Consider the following 25,840-nt stretch of genomic DNA (forward strand, 5'->3'; position numbering starts at 1 on the left):
TGCGATTCCACGGCATTTCCGGCCTTGGCTCAGGGCAAGGCCGGTTTTCACAGTCTCGCGATCATGCGATTCGCACTACCAGCGCAGTTGAACGCGCCCGATCAGTGCCCCAAGCGCGCCGGTGATCAGGATCGCCAGCCCATACCATGACAGGAAGAACAGCGGCGCATCCTCATTGCAGTGCAGGGCATAAAGCGCGGCGCTGAATCCGCCGACGGCAAGACCCAGGAACAGGCCGCTGCGCAAAGGCGAAGGACTGGCTCCATCTTTCAGCACCATCATGCCCACTGCCATCGGAATCATCGACAGCAATGTGATCGAGGTCAGACAGATGGCAAGCGTATTGCCCTGCATCTGCACCCACATATTCCCCTCTCTGGCCGAGATCATCGCGCTGACCAGCCACAGCAGGGCGGCACCGCCGACAAAGGCCAGCACGGTCTGTGCCGGAACCCGCGTTACTTCGGGCCGCGACAAACGCATACAGGCACGCATTGCCAGAAGCCCGACAGTCAGCGGCAGCACCCATTTCATCAGCGTCACAGGATTGGTCAACGCCTGTCCCAGATCGGGCCGAATCCCCAGCGCCGCAAGCAGGGCAGTGCCGACGACAGCCAGGGCCAGCCCGGCGCGCAGCATCACGCGGGGGGCTATCGGTCTTGGCGGCGTGTCATCCTGAGACAGGATCGCGATCAGTTGATCGGTTTTCATAATTCACCCTCCTGCCGCAAACGGGCAAGTCTTTGTAAGGCGCGATGCAGGGCGACCCGCAGGGCACCGGCACTCAGGCCCAGCCGCGCGCCGCATTCCTCATTGCCTCGCTCTTCCACGGCCAGACAGCGCAGCAAGGCACTGTCTCGCTCGGGCAGCCTGGCAATCAGGACATCCGCATCGCGCTTCTCGAAGCTGTCCGGTTCGGGCTCGGCCTGAAGCGTCTCGGCGAAATCCTCGACCGGCACGTGAACCGAGCGGCCCCGCCGACGGAATGCATCGACCAGCTTGTGACGGGCGATGGCATAGACCCAGGGGCGCAGCGGTTGATCGCTGTCCCATGTCGCCCGTTTCAAGTGGATCGCCAGCAAGGTTTCCTGCACTACATCCTCACACCAACTCATGTCCATTCCACCTGCACGCGCCCTGATCAGCCCGCGCAGGACCGGCGTCATGGCCGTCAGCAATTCCTGATAGGCACGCTGATCGCCCGCAATTGCGAGACGCATCAGATGCGACCAATCCTGACCGGCTTTTCCGCCATTCTTCATCTGTGACCGTCCTTACGCATTGCGACCTTCATTCGTTACAGCATCGCCCGCTCAAAGTCTGCACATCACGAATTCGTGTAGCCTGTAACATCTGCCCCCTTTGGCGCGAATGGCACTGCAGGACGGCGCCGCCGCCCTTCAACAAAGGAGATAGAAGATGAGCCCGAAACTAGCAGCAGCCATTGCCACCGCCGTCAGCCTTGCCGGTGTCGCCGCCCATGCGGACGACATGAAGAAAGATGGCGCCATGGAAAAATGCTATGGTGTCGCCCTTGCTGGCGAGAATGACTGCGCGGCCGGCCCCGGCACCACCTGTGCCGGCACTTCGACCAAGGATTATCAGGGCAACGCATGGAAACTGGTTCCGGCCGGAACCTGTGAATCCATGGAGACCCCAGCCGGGCACAACGGTTCGCTTGAAGCCATCGAAATGTGATCTCGACCTGGGCGGGCCGGTTGGTCCGCCCATTTCCATTCCCGTTTCCCCCTGCGTGACGCCCCTCGGAAAGGACAAGTGATGGCCCTGCCTCGATCCGCCGGCCTTGGTTTCAAGGCACAGCATTTCCCCGCGATCCGCGACACACAGCCTCGATTGGGTTTTTTCGAGGTTCATGCCGAAAACTATCTTGGCGAGGGCGGCGCACCTCATGCAATGCTGACCGCCCTGCGGCGGGATTACGCCATCTCGATTCACGGGGTTGGATTGTCGATCGGCGGCCCCAGCCTGGACGAGGCCCATCTGGCACGGGTCAAGGCCCTGTGCGACAGATATGAACCCGACAGCTTTTCCGAACATCTGGCATGGTCCAGCCATGGGGCGGAATATCTGAACGATCTGCTGCCCCTGCCCTATACGGCGCAGACATTGCAGCAGATCTGCGATCATGTGGATCATGTCCAAGAGGTCATGGGCCGGCGATTGCTGCTGGAAAACCCGTCGACCTATGTGATTTTCGCACAGAGCGAGATTCCCGAGACCGAATTCATGGATCAGATCGCTCAGCGGACCGGCTGCGGCCTTCTGCTGGATGTAAACAATGTTTTTGTCAGTTGCGTCAATCACCGTATGGACCCGCTGGCCTATCTGAATGCCTTTCCCCTGCATCGCGTCGGTGAAATCCATCTGGGTGGCCATGACGAGGAAGAGCTGCCCTCGGGGCCGTTGTTGATTGACTCGCATGGCAGCGAAGTCGCCGATCCGGTCTGGGCGCTTTATGGCGAAGTGCTGTCACGCGCGGGCACATTGCCCAGCCTGGTCGAATGGGACAACGACGTTCCCGACTGGCAGGTTCTGCTGGCCGAGGCACAGCGTGCTGAAACCATGATCAGAGATCAGAGCCGCCATGCCGCCGCACAGTGATTTTACCCAAACTTTCCGTCAGGCCCTGTCCGGTGGCGATATCCCCGATTTCGTCACCGCGACCGATCCAGATGAGGCCGCACAGCGATTTGCGGTCTATCGCAACAATGTCGCCCACAGCCTGCGCGAGGCGCTTGCCCGCCGTTTTCCAGTCATTCGTCGCCTGGTCGGCGCCGAGTTTTTTGACGCCATGGCCGGAGAATTCATCGCCGCCCACCCGCCCGGATCCCCCGTTCTGCAGGAATGGGGCGGAGATTTTGCCGGTTTTCTGGGCCTGTTCCCGCCGGTTTCCGGCTTGCCCTATCTACCCGATGTCGCCCGCGTCGAATGGGCCCGAGGGCGCGCCTATCATGCCGCCGATCTGCTGCCCTTGCCTGCAGAGCAGTTGCGGGACGACCAGCCCCTGCATCTGCATCCTTCGGTTAAGATCCTGCGGTCCTCATATCCCGTCGTCAGCATCTGGCAGGCCAATCAAAGCGGCCAGGACGGCAGGCTGCGGGCCGGTGGCGCAGAAATCGCGCTGATCTGGCGCAAAGCGGATTTTGACGTGCCGGTTGAACGGCTGTCGCCGCAGGATGCTGATTTCATCACGGGGCTGTTGCAGGGCAAGACATTGGGTCTTGCCGCAAGTGACAGGGATCCCGTTCCCATGCTGACGCTGCTGTTGCGCGACGGCTTGATCTGCAAGAAGGAGACCACCCAATGACCACGTCATCCATGGCCGCACGGGGAATCTCCTTGCTGCACAAGCTGAACGGAATCGCCGGACATCTGCCCTATGCGATTGCCGGGCTGGCGGCGCGAATCTTTCCGGCCGCAGTATTCTGGACCAGCGGACAGACAAAGCTTGACGGGCTGACGCTGAAATCCTCGACCTTCTATCTGTTCGAACACGAATATGGCCTGCCCCTGATCCCGCCCGAGATCGCCGCCCGCCTGGCCACCACGGCCGAACATGTCTTTCCGGTCCTGCTGGTGCTGGGCCTGTTCACGCGACTGTCCGCACTGGCCCTGCTGGGCATGACGGCGGTGATCCAGATCTTCGTCTATCCCTCGGCCTGGCAGACGCATGGGCTGTGGGCGGCCTGTTTCCTCGTGCTGCTGTCACGCGGACCCGGCGCCTGGTCACTGGATCGGATTCTGGGTCTGGACCGGGCGCGCGACTGATATCAAGGCAAAGGAAAAGCGAAACCCGCCCCCCATCGAGAGGGTCGGGTTTCGCCGGGGGCCAAGGCTCCCGGACTCCAGCGCGAGGTCGCGAAGAATCAGATCAGGCCGGCATGTTCCAGCGCCGCATCGATCAGGCGACGAGTCGGATCCGTCAGCGGCGTCAGCGGCAGGCGCACGCGTTCATTGCACAGCCCCAGCCGCGACATGGCATATTTCGCCCCCGCCACGCCCGGTTCGACGAAAATGGCATTGTGCAGCGGCATCAGCTTGTCCTGGATTTCCAGCGCAGCGGCGTAATCTCCGCGCAGGGTCGCCTCCTGGAACTGGGCGCAGAGTTTCGGCGCGACATTGGCGGTCACGCTGATACAGCCAACCCCGCCATGCGCGTTGAAGCCCAGTGCCGTTGCATCCTCGCCCGACAACTGGATGAAATCCGTGCCGCAGGTGATGCGCTGCTGGCTGACACGCTCCAGTTTGCCGGTGGCATCCTTGACCCCGACGATCTGTGGCAGACGCGACAGGACGCCCATCGTCTCGGGCAGCATGTCGATGACCGAGCGGCCCGGGATGTTGTAGATGACGATCGGCAGGTCCACCGCCTCGGCCAGCGCCGTGTAATGGGCGATCAGGCCGGCCTGCGTGGGCTTGTTGTAATAGGGCGTGACGACCAGCGCCGCATCCGCCCCGACATCCTGCGCATGGCGGATCAGCCCGATACCCTCGCGGGTCGCATTGGACCCGGCCCCGGCAATGACCGGAACACGGCCTGCGGCCAGTTGCACGACCTCTTCGATGACCTGGCGATGCTCTTCATGCGTCAGCGTCGGGCTTTCGCCTGTCGTGCCGACCGGAACCAGCCCGTGGCTTCCCTGATCGATATGCCATTCGACCAGCTTCTTCAGCGTGTCCAGATCCAGATCGCCGTCCGCTGTGAACGGCGTGACCAGGGCAGGCAGAGACCCTTTGAACATGACACGCTCCTCGATGTTTCAATGTTGTGACCGTTTAACTATCCTCGCCCAACGGTCTTGCCAAGGATGTGAATTGCCTATGTGCTGCAAGACAGACACACAGGTGCCCGATGCGACTTCTGCGCGACATGTTCACCCTTGGCCTTCTGGCCACATTGCACCTTGCCACGCCCGCCGCGGCCGAGGACAGGGGTGCGATGGCACTGGCGCTGTCAGCGGCGGATGTTCATGACTGGAAAACCGCGCGCGATGCCGCGCGGCGGTCCGGCCCGATGGCAGAAACCCTGGTCGGATGGCAGGCGCTGCGGGCGGGTTTCGGAAAAATCGAGGATTATCTGGGCTTTGTTCGTGCCCATCCCGATTGGCCGGGACTGGCGCTGCTGCGTCAGAAAGGCGATCAGAAACTGCGCCCCGATCTGCCCGCCGCGGATATACGCGAATGGTTCGGCAGCCGACTGCCCGAACGGATGCAGGCGGAAACTGCCTATCTGACAACGCTGAGCGCGGAACAGGCCGTGGCCGAGCGCGCGCGATTCTGGCTGAGCACGCCTCTGACCGCGACCGAGGAAAGCGCCTTTCTGGCAGATCATGCGGCCGAGCTGACGCCTCTGCTGACAGCGCGCGCCGTGGCAATGCTGGATCAGCGTGAATGGCAACAGGCCGAGCGCCTGCTTCCCCAACTGCCGGAAACGGAGCGCCCGCTGATTGCGGCGCGAATCGCCCTGCAGGCCCGGCGTACAGGTGTCGACGATCTTATTCTGGCCCTGTCCGAGGATGAACGCGCCGATCCCGGCCTGACCATGGACCGCTTCAGCTGGCGCGTACGGGCCAGGCAACATGATGGCGCGCGCGAACTGATGCTGCAGGCCTCGACCAGTGCCGAGGCCTTGCGCGTGCCGGAAATCTGGGCGCAGATGCGTGTCGATTACGCCCGGCTTGCCATGCGCCAGGGCGACTGGGCGCTGGCCGAACAGCTGGCCGCCGCGCATTTCCTGCCCGAAGACAACCGGCATTATTCCGACCTTGAATGGCTGGCGGGCTTTGCCGCGCTGAAACAGGCCGCCCCGGATCGCGCTCTGGCCCATTTCGAGCATCTGGAAACCGTGGTGGGCAGCGCCATCAGCACGGCGCGGGCACTGTATTGGCAGGGGCGTGCGCTGGAAGCGCAGGGCAATCTCAAGGCCGCCGAGCAAGCCTGGCGCAGGGCCGCCGCCCATCCGGGCGTCTATTATGGTCAGCTTGCCATGGAAAAGCTGCGTGGCGTCATGCCGCCGGAATTCGCGATCACCGGTCGCGGGGAAACCACCCTCCCCGACTGGCGTGGCAGCACGCTGAGCGAGAACAGCGTTTTCGAAGCGGGGCTGTGGCTGCTGGCGACGGGCCGCCTGAATGACGCGCAGCGATTCTTCCTGCATCTGTCGGAAACGGCCGCGCCCGAGGATATCGCCCGCATGGCACGGCTGATGATCGAGGCCGGCGCGCCATGGCACGGGCTGCGCCTGTCCAAACGCGCCGCGGATCAGGGCGTGATCTATCCCGCCGCGCATTTCCCTCTGACCGGGCTGGAAAAGGCCGATCTGGGCCTGCCGCCGGAACTGGTCCTGTCGATCGCCCGGCAGGAATCGGAATTCAACCATACCGTCAGCAGCCATGTCGGCGCACAGGGCCTGATGCAGTTGATGCCGGGCACCGCCAAACAGATGGCCCGCAAATTGGGCGAACCCTATCAGCCCGAACGCCTGACCACCGACCCCGCCTACAACGCCCGGCTGGGCAGCGCCTATCTGGCAGGGTTGCGCGACAGGTTCGGCACATCGACCGCCTTGACCGCTTCGGGCTATAATGCCGGACCGGGGCGGCCCGCCAGGTGGTTGAAAGATTTTGGCGATCTGCGCCGCGATTTCGATCCGGTGGATTGGGTCGAACTGATTCCCTTTGATGAAACCCGCAATTATGTCATGCGCGTCACCGAGGCGATGCCGATCTATCGCGCCCGCATCCAGGGCAAACCTGCCCCCATCGTGCCGACCTGGGATCTGACCGGAGGCGGATTGATGCCGCCGCCGCCCCTGCGCCTGACGCTGGCGCTGTCATCGCGCCCGCCGGTCAAGCCGCTGATCGGCCCGCAATTGCCCGAAGGCTGGGTCAGGCCGATTTCACCTGTGCCCGCCACAGAGTGAATATGCCCGCTGCGACAACGATCACGGCACCGAGGACCACATTGGGGCGCAGATGCTCGCCAAAGGCCACCACCCCGATGATGGTCACCCAGACAAGCTGGGTATAGGCGAAGGGCTGCAGGGCGGATGCCTCGGCGACCTCATAGGCACGGATCATCAGGTAATGGCCGGCCGTGGCGCAGAGGCACAGCCCCGCCATCCAGATCCAGTCAACCGGCGCCAGCCATTGCCAATCCCAGATGCCGATCAGGGTAATGGCCACGCCACCCGACATCGCCGTCCAGAAAAAGCTGACCATGGCCGGATCGTCGCGCGACACATGGCGCGTCAACAGACCATAGAGCGCAAACATCAGCGCCGCCGCAAAGGGCAAGAGCGATTCGATCTGCATGACACCGCCCCCCGGCTGCAGGATGATCAGGATCCCGGCAAAGCCGACACCCACGGCCATCCAGCGCCGCCAGCCGACCTTTTCTCCCAGAACCGGCCCCGACAATGCGGCAACCAGCATCGGACAGGCGGCAAAGACGGCATGCGTTTCCACCAGCCCCAGCCGCACGAAGGCCTCGACCATGAAGACTACTTCGACGACCAGCACGATTCCCCGCAGAACCTGTGTCTTTGGTCGCGTCGTCCGCATGGCACGGCGCAATCCGCCAGGCTGGCGCGACACCAGCGCCAGAACGAAGATCATGAAGGCCCAATAGCGCAGCATCACCACGAAGATCGGCGGATATTCCGCGCCAAGCACGCGCGAGAATCCATCCTGTATGGCAAAGATCAGACAGGTGGCGCAAATCAGCAGAATGCCCAACCCGGTGCGCTGAGGCCCGGCCGGCGGCTTGCGCGGGGCCACCACCGGCGGCGCCGAGGCCGCTGATGCGGCATAGGTCTGGGTGCTGCGATTGTCAGGCATCGGAACCTCCTTGCTCGGACCCGCCCTTGCGCCCATCGGGACGCAAGGTCAAGCCATGCAGGAAGGCAGATCCCGCCGCAAAGGATGGCGGCGGGATGCGGATCAGTCCCGGGTGCGGATGACCTTGGAAAAGGCTTCGAAGACCTGCGGATTCGCGGCGATCATGCGTCCGGATTCAAGCGGGTCGTCTCCTTCGCGGATACCTTCGACAAAACCACCGGCTTCACGCACCATCAGGATACCGGCGGCAACGTCCCAGGGCTTGTTGCCCCGTTCCCAATAGCCGTCATAGCGCCCCGAGGCGACATAGGCCAAATCCAGCGAGGCCGCCCCAAGACGACGCACGCCCGAGGTCAGCGGCATCAGCCGCGCCAGATCCTTCAGCGCCGCAGGCAGCGGACCGCGTCCGGCGAAGGGAATGCCCGTTGCGAACAGCGAATCGGTCAACTGGCGACGGCCCGAAACCCGCATCCGCTGGTCGTTCATGAAGGCGCCCGAGCCTTTTTCGGCCACGAACATCTCGTCCTTGGCGGCGTCAAAGATGACCGCCGCGACGATTTCCTTCTTGTGCTCCAGCGCGATGCTGATGGCCCAATGCGGCAGGCCGTGCAGAAAGTTCGTCGTGCCGTCCAGCGGATCGACGATCCAGCGCCGGGTCGGATCCTCGCCGGCGGCCTCGCCGGTTTCCTCGCCCAACCAGCCATAGGTCGGGCGCGCACCGCGCAGTTCTTCCTTGATGATCCGCTCGGCTTCCTGATCGGCCTTGCTGACGAAATCGCCCGCGCCCTTGACGCTGACCTGCAGGTTTTCGACTTCGCGGAAGTCTTTGACAAGGGCGCGCCCGGCCTTGCGGGCGGCCTTGATCATGATGTTCAGATTGGCGCTTGCCATCACATGCTCCGGGTAAGGTTGGTGCCTCATAGGGCGAAGCGGCGCAAATGTGAAGCACAAGGCGGCGTCAGGCGACGGATCCGCGCAGCATTCGCAAGGGCTCGGTGCGCGAAAGCCTCAGGACATGGGCCATATAGGGCTGCGACAGGTCGTCTTCGCGCACCGCAGCGAACAGTCGCCGCAGGATTCCCCCGCGCCCCAGCGGCAACATCGCCAGCTCGTCATTGGCGACCTCGCGCCGCAAGACCCAGTCGGGCATGACCGCCACGCCCCGCCCCGAAGCCACCAGCATCAGGGTCACGGCGGTCAGTTCCACCTGCCGGTGATGCGCTGGTTCGACACCTGCCGGGGTCAGGAACTGGCTGAACACATCCAGTCGGCCGCGCTCCATCGGATAGGTGATCAGGGTCTCTCCGGCCAGATCCTGCGGCTCGGCAAATCCCTTGGCGACCAGCGGATGTCCGGCAGGCACAACCAGGGTGGGCGCGTAATCGAATAGCGGCTGATAGGTCACGCCCGGTACATCCTCGGGATCCGAAGAGATGACCAGATCGACCTCTTCGCGGGCCAGCGCAGGCAGGGCGCCAAAGGCCAGCCTTTGCCGGATGTCGACATCGACATCGGGCCATGCGCGACGAAAGATATCCAGAACCGGCAACAACCAGTCAAAACAGGCGTGACATTCCATCGCAATGTGCAGCCGCCCGACCCGACCTGCCTCGACGCCCTTGAATTCAGCCTCGGTGGCCGCCACCAATGGCAGGACCTGCTCGGCCAGCCGCAGCAGCCGCATTCCCGCCGCGGACAGGCGCATCGGCTTGGCGCGACGCACGAAAAGCTCGACCCCAGCCTGCTCTTCCAGCGCCTTGACCTGGTGGGACAGGGCCGATTGCGTGATGTTCAGCGTCTCGGCCGCGCGGGCCAGACCGCCCTGTTCGTGAATGGCGCGCACGGTCCGCAGATGTCGCAATTCCAGATGCATATGAAACAGGCTCAACTTTATCTTGAAGATTATGAATTTGTCTCACAGCCAATAGCATGACACAAGGGCGGCAACTGAAAGGAAACCCAATGTCCCGTGCCACGCCGAAAATCAGCTTCGAGTTCTTCCCCCCGAAGACGCTGGATGCCTCGTTCCGGCTGTGGGACACGGTGCGGGCGCTGGCGCCTCTGTCCCCGGATTTCGTCTCGGTGACCTATGGCGCGGGCGGCACCACCCGGCAGCTGACCCATGAGGCCGTGACGACGATCAACCGCCATTACGGCCTGAATGTCGCCGCGCATCTGACCTGCGTCGAGGCCACGCGCGAAGAAACACTGAAGATCGTTCAGGATTACGCCGATGCCGGGATTCGCGAAATCGTCGCCCTGCGCGGCGATGCCCCCAAGGGTCAGGATCACTTCATCCCGCACCCCGAGGGCTTTGCCCATTCCGTCGAATTGATCGAGGCGATTGCCGCACGGGGCGACATGACCATCCGTGTCGGCGCCTATCCCGAGCCCCATCCCGACAGCAACGGGACTGATGCCGATGTGACCTGGCTCAAGCGCAAGATCGACGCCGGGGCCAGCAGCGCAATCACGCAGTTCTTCTTCGAGGCTGAAACTTTTTTCCGTTTCCGCGACAGATGCGCCGCGGCGGGCATCGACGCGCCGATCATTCCCGGCATCCTGCCGATCCAGGGTTGGGCGGGCGCCAGACGATTCGCCCAAAGCTGCGGCACCTCGATCCCGCAATGGGCGGAAGAGGCATTCGAGGCTGCGATCCGCGACGGCGGCGACCGCGAAAAGCTGCTGGCGACCGCGATCTGCGCCGAGCTTTGCGACAAATTGCTGGATGGCGGTGTTGACCGGCTGCATTTCTACACGCTGAACCGGCCCGAGATGACCCGCGACGTTTGTGCCGCTTTGGGTCTTCACCCCGCCCGCGAACTGGAAGCCGTCGCCTGAGCTTCGCCGCCACCCGGCGGAGCCGGGGGTCCGGCGGACGCTGTGTCACGCGGGACAACCGCCCCCTGATCCTGCGGCGTGGTTACGCCCTTGTCTTGCGGTGGCGATGACGGCCTCCGCCTGGGCCGCCTCGATCTGGGCGCATTTGCCGGGGCAAACCTGTTCACCAGCAAGGCCGGCCCATCATAGCTGTCAGGATCGATCGAGGAATGCAGTTCCTCGCATTGATAATGTCCTGCGGTGCGTGGCGCACGGGCCAGAAAGGCCTTGCCCCAGCCGCGCCAGCTGCCCACCGAAGGAGCCGCCGGATCACAGGGGAACAGATTGCGCCAGTTCTGCGGCAGCGGCAGGCCGACCGCTTCGGCGCGCTCAAGCATCCAGACCAGCGGAATATTGGCCAGCGGCCGGGCGAACTCGCGACCACTCAACTGGCCGCCGACATCGGGATGCACACCTCGGAACCACATCTGCTGGATACGTCCCTTGCATTTGGTGTCATCCCACAGGATCGGCGCAAATGCGGCCCGCGTTTCATCCAGCGCCAGCGCCTGAAACCCATGTTCGACCTCGGGCACAAGATGGGCGTCGTGAAAGCGGAACAGCGGCTCGGTCAACATCCACAGCAACGGCAGTCGCAGCCCCAGCGCCATGACGGTGTCGAAACAGCCGACCATGCGGATCGTGACACCGGGATGCGAACGGCGATTGCGAAACATCTCGCGATGTCGGTCCGAGCCACCATTGCGATAGTAATGCCAGGCCAGCCGGATATTGCGCTCGGTCGCGGCCTCGGCCCGCAACAGGCCGACGCGGCCGATCATGCCTGCCAGACTGCGCACCGCAAAGGCCCCGCGTGAATAGCCGATCAGGAAGATCTGGTCGCCGGGACGATAGCGTGATGCCAGCCAGCCATAGGCATTGACAATCCGCCGCTCCAGCACCCGACCCATGGCCAGATCCGGCAAGGTCTGCCAGCGGTTCCATTGCTGGCCGACGCCATAATACAGGCGGATCTGCCCGGCAGGCAGGGTCGGCAGGCCTTCCTTGCCGCTGAGCAATGAATGAATGCGGCCTATGGAACTGCGCCGCCCTTCGGCCAGCGAGGCAAATGTGCCGTCCATCAGCACCACGTGATATGTCGTCGGGCGATTCCCATTCATCACCCGACGCTAGCACGCCATTCCTTCGATGTGGTTAATCGAAAGCCATCACTGTCGCATTTGTCAGCAATCCGAAACCGTTGAAGCGCGTATTGGTCACGGTCGAATAGGCCCCCGCACCGTGGAAGACGACATAATCCCCTTCCGCAATGTCGGACGGCAGGCTCAGTTCGCCGGGCAGGCGGTCTACCGAATCACAGGTCGGACCAAAGACGACGCGACCGGTCAGTTCTCCGCTGCGCGCGATACCCTGCGGCGTCAGCACATCGATGCGATCAAGATTGCCGACGATCGGCAGTTCGGCCAACCCGCCATAGACGCCGTCATTCAGAAAGACATCCCCGCCGTCGCGCACGCCCTTGACCCGTGCGATCAGGGAAAACGCATCCGCACAAAGCGCCCGGCCGGGCTCGCATACCAATGCCGGGGCCTCATCGGCGAAAACCTCGTTCACGGTGTCTGCGATCTCGGTAAAGATCGAGGTCAGGTCGGGCTCGACCCCGCTGACCCGATGCGAGGGAAAGCCGCCGCCGACATTCAGCCGCCTTGCCCGCACACCCGCGGCATCACAGATTTCCCGCGCAACGCTGATATAGCTTTCCCAGGCGATCGGATCGACACATTGCGTGCCCGGATGAAAGGTCAGCGACGGCACATAGCCCCGCGCAGCGACCTTGGCCAACAGTTCTGCCGCCAGTTCGGGTGTCGCCCCGAATTTCGAGCCAAAATCATAGACCGCCCCCATCACCGGCAGCTTGAAGCGCGGCGAGATCTCGACCCTTCGATCACCGATGGAAACGGGCACCTGCGCAAACAGCTTGTCCAACTCGCTCTGGCTGTCCACCGACCATGAGGTGATCCCGGCATCGACCGCTTGCGCGATCTCGGCGGTGGAACGCACCGGATTGTGGTAATGGCGCGCAGCCCGTGGCGCCATCCTGCCAACGAGGTCGATTTCATGGGGTGAAGCCACGTCAAAGCCGGTCAGCCCGGCCGTCACCAGGTTCTGTATCACGGCTTCATCCGGATTGGATTTGACCGCATAGGTGACCAGCCCCGGAAAACCGGCAATAAACCGACGTGCCTTTTCCTGCAGCACGGTCGGCGCAAAGGCCAGAACAGGATTTTCAGGCTGCAGCTGACGGATCAGTTCGGCCGGATTATCCCAAACGGTCTTTTGTTGTCCCATAGAGGATCCTTTCGCGGATTTGTGGGCCCGGGGCGGGGCCAAGGCGCTTGCACAACAGAATGGCGCTTTTGTGGCGCGGTTTCACCGATGAAAAGGATAGATTTGCCGCATCGCTCCGTTAATATGACGAAAAATGTATCAATTTCACGAAACATGCGGAGTCGACAGCCCTTGGACGACCTGGACCAGAAGATTCTGATGCTGCTGTCACAGGATGCGCGCATGTCGGTGACATTGCTGGCACGACGCATGAAGGTCGCGCGTTCGACCGTGCAGGCCCGTCTTGAACGCCTGGAAAAGACCGGAGCCATCGCCGGCTATACGCTGCGACTGGGTGGAAACGCCCGGCTGGCCCATATTCGCGCCACCGTCATGGTGGCCATCGAACCACGCAGCCTGCCCGCGATCCTGGGTCGATTGAAGCAAATGCCGCAGGTCGAGCGGATCCACACCACAAGCGGTCGCGTCGACCTGTTGCTGCAATTGGCAACCAGTTCGACCGCCGAACTGGACGAGACGCTGGACCGGATTGGTGCGTTGGAGGGCGTGCGAAGCTCGGAGAGCCTGATCCATCTGTCCACCAAACTGGATCGGGCCCTGTGACTGGGTCCGGTGATCAAGTCCGGCGCAACTGGAACATATCGACAAAGTCCTGTGCCGCCGCGACATCTCCTGACAGAGAGATTCGGCCTTGACTGACATGATCGGTCAGGGCGAAAGGGCCATAGACGGCATGGGCCAGCGCATTTCCGCTACCCGAAAGGACAAAGGGCGCATCAGGCGTTTCGACAGCCTCGACCTCCGGCGCCCCGGATGATCGCAGCCGAAACAGAAAACGCTCTTCACCGAAATCAAAGCCCGCATCGACGCAAACACCTTGCCTGACAGGTTGCGCCATCGCGGCCATCGAAATCATCAGGGCAGTCGGGCTGATGAACCGGCACGGATCATGGCCGGGATGCTGCGCCCCCCATCGACACATGGCTTGCAAAACCGGCAACAACCCCCGGCCCGAATCCGTCAACGCATAGCTGGTGCTATGGGGCATCCGCCGAACCACGCCACTCTCGACAAGTTGGGCAATCCGCCGCGTCAGCACGCTGGCCGTAATTCCGGGCAGGCCGGCACGAATGGCCTGAAACCGCTTGGGCACAAAGATCAATTCGCGCACCACAAGAAGCGCCCAGCGATCACCAATGACGTTCAGAGCATGGGCCGCCAGACAGCCTTCATCATACCGAATTTGCGTATCTCCGCCGATCTTGGTCATTTTTTGATACTATTGGTTGCTTTTTGATACTTCAAGGTTCAGCCTGATCTGGTCAGACTGAATTTCCGTCCTGGGAGGACAGAAGAATGACCTATTACTCCGGCTTCATCGCCGCCGTTCCCAACGCCAACAAACAGGCCTATCTGGACCACGCCCGGAAATCCTGGCCGATGTTCAAGAAACGTGGCGCCCTGCGCATGGTCGAATGCTGGGGCGAGGACGTGCCCCATGGAAGCGAGACCGATTTTCATCGTGCCACCAAGGCCTCAGAGGATGAAACCCCGGTCTTCTCATGGATCGAATGGCCCGATCGCGCCACCTGCGACGCCGCATGGCAAGACATGATGAACGATCCTGACATGCAGGAAATGGGCGACATGCCCTTTGACGGCAAACGCATGTTCTGGGGCGGCTTTGCCCCGATTCTGGATGTCAGTTGAGGCCCGCGATGAGCAAGATGCACGGAAGGCCGATCTGGTATGAGCTGGCGGGCACGCCCGCCCAACGCAAACAGATCGAAGATTTCTATTCGCAATTGCTGGGCTGGGAGGTGCAGGACTCTGGCATGGAAGGATTTTCCTACCGGCTGGCGCGATTGAAAGGCGATATGGTTGCAGGCATGATGGACATGCCCGCAGAAGCTGGCGACATGCCCCCGTTCTGGATGACCTATTTCGCGGTCGAGAATGCCGATGTCGCAGCGTCGGTGGCCATAAAGGCAGGGGCAAGCCTGCACCGTGCCCCGGCCGATATTCCCGGCACCGGCCGTTTCGCCATTCTGGTCGATCCTCAAGGTGCCGCCTTTGGCATTCTGCAACCCGAGGAGATGAAGGATGAACCGGCAGGCACAGCCTTTGATCAGGACAAGCCCGGTCATGGCCACTGGCACGAGCTGATGACCTCGGACCCACAGGCCGCGCTGACCTTTTATGGTGATCTGCTGGGCTGGTCGAAATCAATCGAAGTGCCGATGGGCAGCGAAGGGATCTACCATCTGTTCTCGCAGGACGGGCAGGATATTGGCGGCATGCAGGGCATGGCCCATGCGTCGCACCCGATGTGGTTGACATATTTTGGCGTGAACAGCGTCCGGAACGCGGTTGATCGCATCTCGGCATTGGACGGCACGGTGATTCACGGACCGCAAGAAGTTCCCGGTGGCGGGTTCATCGCCATCGCCCTTGACCCGCAAGGTGCCATGTTTGCAATCGTCGGGCCGGAAAGCCTCATCGAATAGGCCCCTATCGCGAATTTCTTCCGCTCAATGGCCCCGCGTCGACCGGGAAGCGCGCGCTATCCCTTGGCCTTTCCGCATTGCTTCGGTAATCCGGGGGCAAGCAAGGGGATTTGCCAAAATGAGCATGGAAAAGAGTTTTGACGCCAAGGCCGCCGAGGCCCGCATCAGCGCAGAATGGGAAAAGACCAACGCATTTGCAGCCGGGGCCAATGCCACGCGCGACGAAACCTTTACCGTGATGATCCCGCCGCCCAATGTCACGGGCAGCCTGCATATCGGCCACGCCTTCAACAACACCTTGCAGGATATTCTGGTCCGCTGGCACCGGATGCGCGGCTTTGACACGCTGTGGCAACCGGGACAGGACCATGCCGGCATCGCCACCCAGATGGTCGTCGAACGCCAGATGGCACAGCGTGGCGAACCGAACCGGCGCGAGATCGGGCGCGAGGCCTTTGTCGAGAAGATCTGGAACTGGAAGCGCGAATCCGGCGATACGATCATCAACCAGCTCAAGCGGCTGGGTGCCTCCTGCGACTGGTCGCGCAACGCTTTCACCATGTCCGGCGCTCCCGGCGCGCCCGCGGGTGAAGAGGGAAATTTCCACGATGCGGTGATCCGCGTCTTTGTCGATCTCTATGACAAGGGCATCATCTATCGCGGCAAGCGGCTGGTAAACTGGGACCCGCATTTCGAAACCGCGATCAGCGATCTCGAGGTCGAAAACCGCGAAGTTCCCGGCCATATGTGGCATTTCAAATATCCGCTGGCCGGTGGCGAAACATATGAATATGTCGAGCGCGACGAGGACGGCAATGTCACCCTGCGCGAAACCCGCGACTATATCAGCATTGCCACGACCCGCCCGGAAACCATGCTGGGCGACGGGGCCGTCGCGGTCCATCCCGACGACGCGCGCTATGCGCCCATCGTCGGCAAACTGTGCGAAATCCCGGTCGGCCCCAAGGAACACCGCCGCCTGATCCCGATCATCACCGATGAATACCCCGACCCCGATTTCGGTAGCGGCGCGGTCAAGATCACCGGCGCGCATGACTTCAACGATTACGGCGTCGCAACCCGCAACAACATCCCGCTTTACGCGCTGATGGACACCAAGGGCGCAATGCGCAGTGACGGGCTGTCCTACGCCGAAAGCGCGGAAATCGCCTCGCGCGCCGCGCGGGGTGAAGATGTCGGCGATGTCAGCAATGTGAACCTTGTTCCCGAGGATCTGCGCGGGCTGGACCGCTATGAGGCACGTCAGCGGGTGATCGACCAGATCAACGCCGAGAAGCTGGCCGTGACCTATCTGCACAAGGAAATCGACAAGGAAACCGGCGCCGAACATCTGGAACGCCGCCCGGTTGTCGACAACAAGCCGATCATGCAGCCATTTGGCGACCGCTCGGGGGTGGTGATCGAACCGATGCTGACCGACCAGTGGTTCGTCGATACCCAGCGCATCGTCGGGCCTGCGCTCGAGGCCGTGCGCTCGGGCCGCACCGAGATTCTGCCAGAGCAGCACAAGAAGGTTTACTTCAACTGGCTGGAGAATATCGAACCCTGGACCATCTCGCGCCAGCTGTGGTGGGGCCACCAGATCCCGGTCTGGTACGGGCTTGATCTGGCCGTCGAGAACTTTACCGACGATGAGAACGACGGCGCGCTGGACGAGGTCGAGCTGTTCGGGCTGCTGGCCGACGGGCTGGTCCATGCAGGTCAGAAACAGCATTGCGCGGCAAGTTTCGACGATGTGCGTGCCAAGTTCCGCGATGACATTGCCGGCCTTCCCGTACCGCTGGAAGCCAGCCGCGTCGTAGAGGTCGCCGACCGCCACGCGGCCATCGAGGCATTGGCCAAGGCGCTGGCCGATTACAATGTCAGCCAGGACCCGACCCATCTGATCTATCCTGTCTGGCGCGACCCGGATGTTCTGGACACCTGGTTCAGCAGCGGTCTGTGGCCCATCGGGACATTGGGCTGGCCCGAGCCGACGCCCGAAATGGAAAAATATTTCCCGACGGATGTTCTGGTCACCGGCTTTGACATCATCTTCTTCTGGGTCGCCCGGATGATGATGATGCAGCTTGAGGTCGTCGGCGAGGTCCCCTTCCACACCGTCTATGTTCATGGCCTGGTGCGTGACGAAAAAGGCGCGAAAATGTCCAAGTCGAAAGGCAATGTCATCGACCCGCTGACGCTGATCGACGAATATGGCGCTGACGCCATGCGCTTCACGCTGACCAGCATGGCAGCCATGGGACGCGACCCGAAGCTGGGTCCGAAACATGTCGAAGCCAACCGCAATTTCGTCACCAAGATCTGGAACGCCACCCGATTTGCCGAAATGAACGGCGTGCGCGGTGGTGGCCAGCGGCCCGACCCGAGCCATACGGTCAACCGCTGGATCATCGGCGAGGTCGCCCGCATCCGTCAATCGATCGATGCAGCCCTGGAAACCTATCGTTTCAACGATGCGGCAACCGGGCTCTATGCCTTTGTCTGGGGCAAGGTCTGCGATTGGTATGTCGAATTCGCCAAGCCGCTGTTTGATGGCGAAGATGCCGAAGAAACACGCGCAACGATGGGCTGGGTTCTGGAGCAGTGCTATCTGATGCTTCATCCGATCATGCCCTTTGTCACCGAAGAACTCTGGGCCCTGACCGGTGATCGCAGCAAGATGCTGGTTCATGGCGAATGGCCAAGCTATGGTGCCGAGCTGATCGACGCGGAAGCCGACCGCCAGATGAACTGGGTAATCTCGCTCATTGAAGCCGTGCGCTCGGCCCGCGCACAAATGGGCGTTCCCGCCGGAGCACGGCTCGATCTGATCGTGACCGAGGCTGATCAGGCCGCGAAAGACGCACTGGCAGCCAATGCACCCTTGATCGAGCGACTGGCCCGCGTCAACACACCGCGCGAAGGCAGCATGGCCAAGGGCATGATCTCGGTCTCCAATCAAGGTGCCAGCTTTGCATTGCCGATTGGCGATGTCATTGATGCCGCAGCCGAGACAGCCCGTCTGACCAAATCCCTCTCGAAAGCCGAGAAGGACCATGCTGGCCTGACGAAGCGGCTGGAGAATCCGAAGTTTGCAGCCAACGCAGACCCCGAAGTCATCGAAGAAACCCGCAACAAGCTTGCTGCTCTCACGGACGACATCGACCGGCTGAAAGCCGCGCTGACCCAGCTTGCCACCTTCTGACAGAAACTGCATCGGAGGCGCCCGTGACAATCGGCAGGTGCCTCCGGCGGGGGTATTTAATCAAAAGAGAAGACGCAGAGCCTTCTTCTTCGCACAAATACCCGAATATTGAATCTGACTGTCGTGGCGCGCTATCGCAAGCGCGCCAAGGCAGCAGGCAGCGCCCTTTCGAAAACGGCAAGTTCAGCCTCGGGAGCGCAGCTGACCCGAATACAGCGATCCAGCGGTGGCGTGCCCGGCATTCTGATGAACACCCCATTCTCCTCGAGAACCCTGACCAGGGCTCTTGCGAATCTCCCGTCGCGCCCCGTATCCAACGTGACGAAATTGGTCGCCGAGGATAGTGGAAGAAGACCGTTTTCCTTGCCGATTTGCGTGATGCGCTCCCGCGCGGTGGCGACTTCGCTACAGGTGAAGCGCAACCAATCCTGATCCTGCAGGGCCGCCAGCGCCCCATGTTGGGCGATACGATTGACTCCAAAGTGGTTCCTGATCCGTTCGAAGCCGGAAATCAGTGTCGGATGCCCGATCGCATAGCCGATGCGCGCGCCAGCCAGACCATAGGCCTTGGAAAAGGTTCGCATACGAATGACACGAGGATCATCAGCCGCGATCTGCGGCACGGCACCCTCAGGAGCAAATTCCACATAGGCCTCGTCCAGAATCAGCAGTGTGCCGTCGGGCATCCTGTCCAGCATGGCCTCAATAGTGCGGCCCGAATGCCAGCTACCCATGGGATTGTCCGGGTTGGCCAGATAGATCAGCTTGGCGCCGGTCTGATGCGCCTTGGCAAGCAAGGCCTCGGGATCTTCGGCATCCTCCCGATAGGGCACCCTGTGCAACACCCCTCCAAAACCGGCAACATGGAAGTTGAAGGTCGGATATGCACCTTCGGAGGTCACGACGGCCTCTCCCGGTGCCAGCATCAGCCGGACCAGCAGCCCCAGCAAACCATCGATTCCCTCACCGACGATCAGCGATTCAACCGGCACAGCACAATGCGCTGACAGGGCCTGCAGGAGGTCATGGCTGGTCGAATCGCCATATTGCCAGACTTGCGCGATGGCGTCGCGCATGGCGGACAGCGCCTTGGGGCTGGGGCCGAAGCCGTTTTCATTGGCACCGAGCCGGGCGACGAAGGGTCGCCCGATCTGTCGTTGCAATGTCTCGGGACCGACGAAGGGAACCGTGTTCGGCAGGGAAGCGGGGATCGGGGCGAAGTCGGGCAATTTCATGTGCACAGCCTTCGCCTATTTCCGATTCCTTCGCAAGCGTCAGTCTGAACCAGACCTGGACCGGCCTTCCAGCATGTCACGATCTTCCTGCAATTCCAGCCACATCGCGTTCACCACGGCGAACAATGCGGCCAGAGGCAGGCCCAGCATCCATGCAAAATACCACATGATTTCGTCCTTTTCAGTATGCGTGATGATCGGGATCGGTCACATCGTCTTCGGTCACCTTGCCCCACAGAACCCGATAGACCCAGGCGGTATAGACCAGGATCAGCGGAAGGAAGATCACCGTCGCCATCAACATCACGAACAATGTCAGATGCGAGGAAGAGGCATCCCAGATGGTCAACGAGCTGTCAGGATTGGTGTTGGACGGCAGCAGGAAGGGGAAGAGCGTCAGCCCGACTGAAGAGATCATGCCGAAGATCGCCATTTTGGACCAGCCAAGCGGGGAAAGCTGTCCACCGTTTTGCAGGGCGCGCCATGCCATGAATGTGCCCCCAAAACCCATGAGCGGCGCAATTGCGATCCATGGTCGATCGGCATAGGCACGAAGCCAGCTGTGGTCATGCAGCACCTCTGACGCCAGCGGGTTGGAGGGGCCATCATGGGCCACCTGCCCGACCAGGGCATAGCCATCAACCCCAACAGCCAGCCAGAGCCCGGCCAGCGCATAGCCGGCCAGCACGACCAGCGCCGCACGGCTGCCCAGGACTCTCGCCCGCTCGGCAACGGCACCTTCGGTCTTCAGCACCAGCCAGCCCGCGCCATGCATGACCAGCATCGCCACCGACACGATGCCACAGAGCAACGCGAAGGGCCGCAGCAGGCCGAACAGCTTGCCCAGAGCACTGCCCTCATAGATGGCGTGCAGATCAGGCGTCAGGTGGAACGGCACGCCCAGCAGGACATTTCCGACCGCCACGCCAAACAGCAGTGCCGGTGCCACGCCACTGAAGAACAAGGCCTTGTCCCAACGGTTGCGCCATGTGGGATCTTCGCGCTTGCTGCGGAACTTGAAGGCTACCGGGCGAATGATCAGCGCCGACAGGATCGCGAACATTGCCAGATAAAAGCCCGAGAAGCTGACCGCATAGAGCGGCGGAAAAGCCGCAAAGATCGCCCCGCCACCAAGGATGAACCAGACCTGGTTGCCCTCCCAGACGGGGCCGACGGTATTGATGACGACGCGCCGTTCGACATCGGATTTCGCGACGAAGGGCAACAACATGCCCACGCCCATGTCGAAACCGTCGGTCAGGGCAAAGCCGATCAGCAGCAGGCCCAGAAGCAGCCACCAGATCAGGCGAAGGTTTTCGAATGAAATCAGTTCATGCAGGATCATGGCTTTACTCCGCCGGGGTCAGACGGGCGCGATGGTTCGCCTGCCAGTCATCGGTCATTTGCACATCCTCATGCGGGCCCTTGCGGATATATTTCAGCAAGAGCTTGATCTCGATGAGGAACAGCACCGTGTAGAAAAGCGCGAAGCCGGCAATCGTCAGCAACAGCTCGGTCACGCTGAGCGCGCTGACCGACATGGCCGTCGGCAGGATGCCGTCCACGGTCCAGGGCTGACGCCCGTATTCGGCGACAATCCAGCCCAGTTCCACGGCGATCCATGGCGCGGGGATCAGGATAACCGCCGCCCCAAGCGCCCATCGCGGGTAAACTCCGCCACGGAAAGAGGAGCGATAGAAGAAATACCCCATGACCGCGACAAAGAGGAACCCCAGCCCGACCATCAGGCGGAACGCCCAGAAGATCGGCCAGACATGGGGTATAGTGTCCTGGGCCGCCTGCGCGATCTGCGCGTCGCTGGCGTCTCGCGGGTCATCCAGATAGCGGCGCAACAGCATCGCATAGCCCAGATCGTCCGAATGCGCCTCGAACTGCTGGGTAATCACAGGGTCGGTGGCTTCGCGGTCTTCGCGGATGGTCATCAGCGCGTCATAGGCGATCAGCCCCGAGCGGACACGTTCCTCGGCCTCTTCCTCCAGTTGGTCGATGCCCGGAATCACCTCGTTCAGCGAGCGCGTGCCGATCAGCCCCATGACATAGGGCACATGCAGCGCCCATTTGGTTTCGCGCGCTTCCTGGTCGGGCAGGCCGAACAGCGTGAAGGAGGCCGGAGCAGGCTCGGTTTCCCACATCGCCTCGATCGCGGCCAGCTTCATCTTCTGGTTCATGCCGGTGTCATAGCCGGATTCATCCCCCAGAACGACGACCGACAGGGCCGAGGCCAGACCAAAGCTGGAGGCCACGGCAATCGAGCGGCGCGCCAGCGCAATATGACGCCCCTTCAGCATATACCAGGCTGAAACACCAAGAACGAAGATCGAGGCGGTGACATAGCCCGCGCTGACCGTATGCACGAATTTCGCCTGTGCGACGCTGTTGAACATCACCTCGAAAAAGCTGGTCAGCTCCATCCGCATGGTCATCGGATTGAACTCGGACCCGACGGGGTTCTGCATCCACGCATTGGCGATCAGGATCCACAGGGCCGAAAAATTCGACCCGATCGCCACCAGCCAGGCGACCATCAGATGCCCCCGTTTGGACAGGCGATCCCAGCCAAAGAACCACAGCCCGACAAAGGTCGCCTCGAGGAAGAAGGCCATCAGCCCTTCGATGGCCAGCGGTGCACCGAAAATATCGCCGACATAATGGCTGTAATAGGACCAGTTCATGCCGAACTGGAATTCCATGACCACCCCGGTCGCCACACCCATGGCGAAATTTATGCCGAACAGCAGCCCCCAGAACTTGGTCATCTGCCGCCAGATCGGACGGTTGGTCATGACATAGACCGTCTCCATGATCGCGACCAGAACCGACAGGCCAAGCGTCAGGGGAACGAACAGAAAGTGATACAATGCTGTCATGGCAAATTGCAGCCGTGACAGTTCGACGACACCAATATCCATGGGTGCGCTCCTTGATGATGCAAGCGTGGACTTACATCGTCAGCTTACGCAAGATCTGCCGCAGACCCAATAGTTTCGCACGTGGCAGGCTGTCGCTGCGACAGCCTGTCTCACACAGAAAACACGATGAAAAGAGTCAGAATGCCCGGAAGGTCATGGTGGTCAGCGTGCGGCTGATATGGGGAATGTCGAAAAGTTTCTCGGACAGGAAACGCCCGACATCCTCGTCCTCGGGGATATAGATCTTGGCGATCAGATCGAAATCTCCCGAGGTCGAGAACAACTCGCTGACCACTTCGCGGTCATAGATGGCCTCGGCAACCTGATAGGTCTTGCCGGGCTCGCAACGGAACTGAACAAAGACGGCGCGCATCCCAGACCTCTTGCTGAACGGTTTTGCCGGCAGGTTAGACCGCGACCTGCGGGCGGGTCCAGTCCCCCCGGGCATGACCACGCCAGAAGCGCATCATCAGCAGCACTGCGGCAAGGGTCAGCCCGACCACCAGTCCCAGCCAGAGGCCTGCCGGACCGACATCCAGCACGAAAGCCAGCCCATAGGCGACCGGCATGCCGACCACCCAATAGCTGAAACCCGCGATCCACATCGGCACGCGCGTGTCATGCACGCCGCGCAACAACCCCAGCGCCACGACCTGCAATGCATCGGTCAGCTGGAACAGCGCGGCAAAGAACAGCAGATGGGCACCGATGGCGACAATGGCGGGCGTCTCGGGGTCCAGGGGGTCCAGATACAGCCTGACCAATGGCTGGGGAATCAGCAGATACAGCGCCATGGCGCATACCGCGAACCCCAGAGACATGCTGATCACCGTCACCGCGGCATCGCGCATCCACAGCGAATCCCCCCTGCCCTTGGCCTGACCGATCCTGATCGTGGCGGCATTGGACAGGCCAAGATGCGCCATGAAGGTGATCGAGGTGATCTGCAGCGCGATCCCATGGGCCGCCAGCTCTTGCGTGCCGATCCAGCCCATCATCACGTTCGAAGCCACGAACAGCCCGCCCTCGGCCAGCATCGTCACGCCGATCGGCAGACCCAGCGTGAAAATCGCCCCGAATGCCTGCCAGTCCGGCTTCCAGAAGCGCTGGAACAGGCTGTATTTTCGCGCCATCGGCAGCCAGCCCGCATAGGCGACCAGCATGACCAGCTGGGTCACCTGCACCGAAAGGCTGGCAATGGCCGCACCGCGCACGCCCAGTTCGGGCGCGCCCAGATTGCCGAAGATGAAGACCCAGTTCAGCGCGACGTTCAGCGGCAGCCCGGCCAGGGTCACCCACATCACCACCTGCGTGCGCTCCAGCGCCGCCAGATAGGAATTCAGAGTCAGCCCGGCCAGCATCGGCAACAGCCCCCAACCGGCGATCCGCAGATAGTCCTGCGACAGTTCCGCCGTCACCGCGGTCTGCCCCAGTGCCAGCAGGATCGGTTCAGCATACCACATCAGCGGCATGACAAGCAGCGCATAGAATCCCGACAGCCACAGCGCCATGCGGGTGCCCCGGCGAACCTCGGTTTCATCCCCGCGCGCGATCGAGGTGGCAATCAGCCCCATGACCCCGGTGCCGAATCCCATCCCCAGAAAGAACAGGATGATCAGGAAGGACGTCGCAATGACCAGCGCGGCCAGGGGCTCGACCCCATACCATCCGATCATTACCGTATCGCTGACACCGATGATCATGCGGGCAAGATGGCTGCCGATCAGCGGCAGACCAAGCGACAGCGTCGCCACGACATGAGGGTGATAGCGGGTCCAGAACATCAGTCTGCCCTATCCTTGCCTTGCAAATTGGGCAATCATCAGATTCACCAAATGCTGAAATTCCGGGCACGTCCGAAGGACCGCATACCCCTCCTCGGTGCTTGCCGCATGGCACACCATCTGCGATAGAAGAGCCGTTCCCATATCAGCCAGAGGCCGCTCATGACTTTTCGCGCCCGACATCTTCTGGGCATCGACCATCTCGCGCCCTCGGACATCACCGCATTGCTGAATCTGGCCGAGGAATACGTGGCCCTGAACCGGCGCACGGTGAAACATTCCGATGCGCTGGCCGGCATGACCCAGATCAACATGTTCTTTGAAAACTCGACCCGCACGCAGGCCAGCTTTGAGCTTGCGGGCAAACGCCTGGGTGCCGATGTCATGAACATGGCCGTTGCGCAGTCCAGCGTGAAAAAGGGCGAGACGCTGATCGACACCGCCTTGACGCTGAACGCCATGCAGCCCGACCTGCTGGTGGTGCGTCACCAGAATTCCGGTGCGGTCAATCTGTTGGCAGAAAAGGTCAATTGCGCCGTCATCAATGCTGGTGACGGCCGCCATGAACATCCGACCCAGGCCCTGCTGGACGCGCTGACGATCCGCCGCGCCAAGGGGCGTCTGCAGCGGCTGACCATCGCCATTTGTGGCGATATCTCGCACAGCCGGGTCGCGCGTTCGAACCTGATCCTGCTGGGCAAGATGGAAAACCGGATCCGGCTGATCGGTCCCGCGACCCTGATGCCCTCGGGCGTCTCGGAAATGGGGGTCGAGCTGTATGAGGACATGGCCGAAGGACTGAAAGGCGCCGATGTCGTGATGATGCTGCGGCTTCAGAAAGAGCGCATGGACGGTGGCTTCATCCCCTCCGAGCGCGAATATTACCACCGCTGGGGACTGGATGCGGACAAGCTGGCGCTGGCTGCGGATGACGCCATCGTCATGCATCCCGGCCCGATGAATCGCGGCGTGGAGATTGACGGCACCATTGCAGACGACATCAATCGCAGCGTCATTCAGGATCAGGTCGAGATGGGCGTTGCCGTGCGCATGGCGGCGCTGGACCTGCTGGCACGGAACCTGCGTGCCGAACGTGGACGCGCCGCGGCAGGGGTGATGGCATGAAC

The 25,840-nt window shown here is 61.9% G+C and carries 26 protein-coding genes; 11 read left to right on the forward strand and 15 right to left on the reverse strand.

What is annotated here, in order from left to right:
* Positions 1 to 75 precede the first annotated feature (75 nt).
* Both JHW44_RS12220 and JHW44_RS12225 read right to left on the reverse strand, forming a co-directional pair.
* Positions 76 to 711 carry an NrsF family protein gene (locus tag JHW44_RS12220; RefSeq protein ID WP_089342632.1) on the reverse strand — a complete coding sequence of 212 codons (636 nt, stop codon included), beginning with the start codon at positions 709 to 711 and terminating at the stop codon, positions 76 to 78.
* Complete coding sequence (locus JHW44_RS12225) at positions 708 to 1,262, reverse strand: sigma-70 family RNA polymerase sigma factor (protein ID WP_089342631.1); 555 nt, start codon at positions 1,260 to 1,262, stop codon at positions 708 to 710. Before JHW44_RS12225 ends, JHW44_RS12220 begins: the two co-directional genes overlap by 4 nt.
* 157 nt (positions 1,263 to 1,419) lie before the next feature.
* Between JHW44_RS12225 and JHW44_RS12230 the strand changes: the two genes are divergently transcribed.
* The 4 genes from JHW44_RS12230 to JHW44_RS12245 all read left to right on the forward strand — a co-directional run bounded on the left by JHW44_RS12230 (position 1,420) and on the right by JHW44_RS12245 (position 3,789).
* On the forward strand, positions 1,420 to 1,698 hold the full coding sequence (locus JHW44_RS12230) for a BufA1 family periplasmic bufferin-type metallophore (protein WP_089342630.1): 279 nt from the start codon (positions 1,420 to 1,422) through the stop codon (positions 1,696 to 1,698).
* An 81-nt stretch (positions 1,699 to 1,779) separates the two neighbouring features.
* The gene (bufB, locus tag JHW44_RS12235) at positions 1,780 to 2,622 is read left to right on the forward strand and encodes an MNIO family bufferin maturase (RefSeq protein ID WP_089342629.1); all 843 of its coding nucleotides are present in this window, start codon (positions 1,780 to 1,782) and stop codon (positions 2,620 to 2,622) included.
* Positions 2,606 to 3,328 (forward strand): HvfC/BufC N-terminal domain-containing protein, encoded by a 723-nt coding sequence (locus tag JHW44_RS12240; protein WP_089342628.1) that lies wholly within the window; start codon positions 2,606 to 2,608, stop codon positions 3,326 to 3,328. The genes bufB and JHW44_RS12240 overlap by 17 nt, the downstream gene beginning before the upstream one ends.
* On the forward strand, positions 3,325 to 3,789 hold the full coding sequence (locus JHW44_RS12245; RefSeq protein ID WP_089342627.1) for a DoxX family protein: 465 nt from the start codon (positions 3,325 to 3,327) through the stop codon (positions 3,787 to 3,789). The genes JHW44_RS12240 and JHW44_RS12245 overlap by 4 nt, the downstream gene beginning before the upstream one ends.
* Positions 3,790 to 3,887: 98 nt before the next feature.
* On the opposite strand, the gene dapA is transcribed toward JHW44_RS12245, so the two are convergent.
* Complete coding sequence (gene dapA / locus JHW44_RS12250) at positions 3,888 to 4,763, reverse strand: 4-hydroxy-tetrahydrodipicolinate synthase (RefSeq protein WP_089342626.1); 876 nt, start codon at positions 4,761 to 4,763, stop codon at positions 3,888 to 3,890.
* A gap of 110 nt (positions 4,764 to 4,873) precedes the next feature.
* Between dapA and JHW44_RS12255 the strand changes: the two genes are divergently transcribed.
* Positions 4,874 to 6,943 carry a lytic transglycosylase domain-containing protein gene (locus JHW44_RS12255; protein WP_089342625.1) on the forward strand — a complete coding sequence of 690 codons (2,070 nt, stop codon included), beginning with the start codon at positions 4,874 to 4,876 and terminating at the stop codon, positions 6,941 to 6,943.
* Here JHW44_RS12255 and JHW44_RS12260 read toward each other — a convergent pair.
* The 3 genes from JHW44_RS12260 to JHW44_RS12270 form a co-directional block, all read right to left on the reverse strand.
* On the reverse strand, positions 6,909 to 7,859 hold the full coding sequence (locus tag JHW44_RS12260) for a DMT family transporter (RefSeq protein ID WP_089342624.1): 951 nt from the start codon (positions 7,857 to 7,859) through the stop codon (positions 6,909 to 6,911). The genes JHW44_RS12255 and JHW44_RS12260 overlap by 35 nt on opposite strands.
* 102 nt (positions 7,860 to 7,961) lie before the next feature.
* The gene (locus JHW44_RS12265; RefSeq protein WP_179217601.1) at positions 7,962 to 8,753 is read right to left on the reverse strand and encodes an inositol monophosphatase family protein; all 792 of its coding nucleotides are present in this window, start codon (positions 8,751 to 8,753) and stop codon (positions 7,962 to 7,964) included.
* A 64-nt stretch (positions 8,754 to 8,817) separates the two neighbouring features.
* Positions 8,818 to 9,732, reverse strand: coding sequence for a LysR family transcriptional regulator (locus tag JHW44_RS12270; protein WP_089342865.1), 915 nt, complete (start codon positions 9,730 to 9,732; stop codon positions 8,818 to 8,820).
* Positions 9,733 to 9,821: 89 nt separating this feature from the next.
* Between JHW44_RS12270 and metF the strand changes: the two genes are divergently transcribed.
* On the forward strand, positions 9,822 to 10,700 hold the full coding sequence (metF, locus tag JHW44_RS12275; RefSeq protein ID WP_089342622.1) for a methylenetetrahydrofolate reductase [NAD(P)H]: 879 nt from the start codon (positions 9,822 to 9,824) through the stop codon (positions 10,698 to 10,700).
* Here the strand turns inward: metF and JHW44_RS12280 are convergent.
* Complete coding sequence (locus JHW44_RS12280) at positions 10,667 to 11,860, reverse strand: DUF2235 domain-containing protein (protein WP_245846725.1); 1,194 nt, start codon at positions 11,858 to 11,860, stop codon at positions 10,667 to 10,669. The genes metF and JHW44_RS12280 overlap by 34 nt on opposite strands.
* Before the next feature lie 34 nt (positions 11,861 to 11,894).
* A complete protein-coding gene (locus JHW44_RS12285) occupies positions 11,895 to 13,049 on the reverse strand; it encodes a type III PLP-dependent enzyme (protein ID WP_089342621.1) in 1,155 nt (384 codons plus the stop codon).
* 171 nt (positions 13,050 to 13,220) lie between these two features.
* On the opposite strand from JHW44_RS12285, the gene JHW44_RS12290 reads away from it, so the two are divergent.
* Positions 13,221 to 13,652 (forward strand): Lrp/AsnC family transcriptional regulator, encoded by a 432-nt coding sequence (locus tag JHW44_RS12290; protein WP_089342620.1) that lies wholly within the window; start codon positions 13,221 to 13,223, stop codon positions 13,650 to 13,652.
* A 13-nt stretch (positions 13,653 to 13,665) separates the two neighbouring features.
* Here JHW44_RS12290 and JHW44_RS12295 read toward each other — a convergent pair whose 3' ends face one another.
* Positions 13,666 to 14,319 carry a winged helix-turn-helix transcriptional regulator gene (locus JHW44_RS12295; RefSeq protein ID WP_089342619.1) on the reverse strand — a complete coding sequence of 218 codons (654 nt, stop codon included), beginning with the start codon at positions 14,317 to 14,319 and terminating at the stop codon, positions 13,666 to 13,668.
* An 86-nt stretch (positions 14,320 to 14,405) separates the two neighbouring features.
* Here JHW44_RS12295 and JHW44_RS12300 point away from each other — a divergent pair, with 86 nt between their 5' ends.
* From JHW44_RS12300 to JHW44_RS12310, 3 genes are all read left to right on the forward strand, one after another.
* Positions 14,406 to 14,759, forward strand: a complete 354-nt coding sequence (locus JHW44_RS12300) for a DUF1428 domain-containing protein (RefSeq protein WP_089342618.1) — start codon at positions 14,406 to 14,408, stop codon at positions 14,757 to 14,759.
* A gap of 8 nt (positions 14,760 to 14,767) precedes the next feature.
* On the forward strand, positions 14,768 to 15,556 hold the full coding sequence (locus JHW44_RS12305) for a VOC family protein (protein WP_245846724.1): 789 nt from the start codon (positions 14,768 to 14,770) through the stop codon (positions 15,554 to 15,556).
* 118 nt (positions 15,557 to 15,674) lie between these two features.
* The gene (locus JHW44_RS12310) at positions 15,675 to 18,764 is read left to right on the forward strand and encodes a valine--tRNA ligase (protein ID WP_089342617.1); all 3,090 of its coding nucleotides are present in this window, start codon (positions 15,675 to 15,677) and stop codon (positions 18,762 to 18,764) included.
* Positions 18,765 to 18,895: 131 nt separating this feature from the next.
* Here JHW44_RS12310 and JHW44_RS12315 read toward each other — a convergent pair whose 3' ends face one another.
* The 6 genes from JHW44_RS12315 to JHW44_RS12340 form a co-directional block, all read right to left on the reverse strand.
* On the reverse strand, positions 18,896 to 19,999 hold the full coding sequence (locus JHW44_RS12315; protein WP_089342616.1) for a pyridoxal phosphate-dependent aminotransferase: 1,104 nt from the start codon (positions 19,997 to 19,999) through the stop codon (positions 18,896 to 18,898).
* A gap of 39 nt (positions 20,000 to 20,038) precedes the next feature.
* Positions 20,039 to 20,167 carry a cytochrome bd-I oxidase subunit CydX gene (cydX, locus tag JHW44_RS12320; RefSeq protein ID WP_089342615.1) on the reverse strand — a complete coding sequence of 43 codons (129 nt, stop codon included), beginning with the start codon at positions 20,165 to 20,167 and terminating at the stop codon, positions 20,039 to 20,041.
* 13 nt (positions 20,168 to 20,180) lie between these two features.
* Entirely contained in the window at positions 20,181 to 21,344 is a 1,164-nt protein-coding gene (gene cydB, locus JHW44_RS12325) for a cytochrome d ubiquinol oxidase subunit II (protein WP_089342614.1), read from the reverse strand.
* A 4-nt stretch (positions 21,345 to 21,348) separates the two neighbouring features.
* A complete protein-coding gene (locus JHW44_RS12330; protein WP_089342613.1) occupies positions 21,349 to 22,929 on the reverse strand; it encodes a cytochrome ubiquinol oxidase subunit I in 1,581 nt (526 codons plus the stop codon).
* A 136-nt stretch (positions 22,930 to 23,065) separates the two neighbouring features.
* Positions 23,066 to 23,302: an Lrp/AsnC ligand binding domain-containing protein gene (locus tag JHW44_RS12335; protein WP_089342612.1), complete on the reverse strand. Its 237-nt coding sequence runs from the start codon at positions 23,300 to 23,302 to the stop codon at positions 23,066 to 23,068.
* A gap of 34 nt (positions 23,303 to 23,336) precedes the next feature.
* Entirely contained in the window at positions 23,337 to 24,713 is a 1,377-nt protein-coding gene (locus JHW44_RS12340) for an MATE family efflux transporter (protein WP_089342611.1), read from the reverse strand.
* A gap of 162 nt (positions 24,714 to 24,875) precedes the next feature.
* Between JHW44_RS12340 and JHW44_RS12345 the strand changes: the two genes are divergently transcribed.
* Positions 24,876 to 25,838, forward strand: a complete 963-nt coding sequence (locus JHW44_RS12345) for an aspartate carbamoyltransferase catalytic subunit (RefSeq protein WP_089342610.1) — start codon at positions 24,876 to 24,878, stop codon at positions 25,836 to 25,838.
* The last annotated feature ends 2 nt before the right edge of the window (positions 25,839 to 25,840 follow it).

The sequence above is a fragment of the Paracoccus seriniphilus genome (assembly GCF_028553745.1).
In the GTDB taxonomy this organism is placed as follows: Bacteria; Pseudomonadota; Alphaproteobacteria; order Rhodobacterales; family Rhodobacteraceae; genus Paracoccus; species Paracoccus seriniphilus.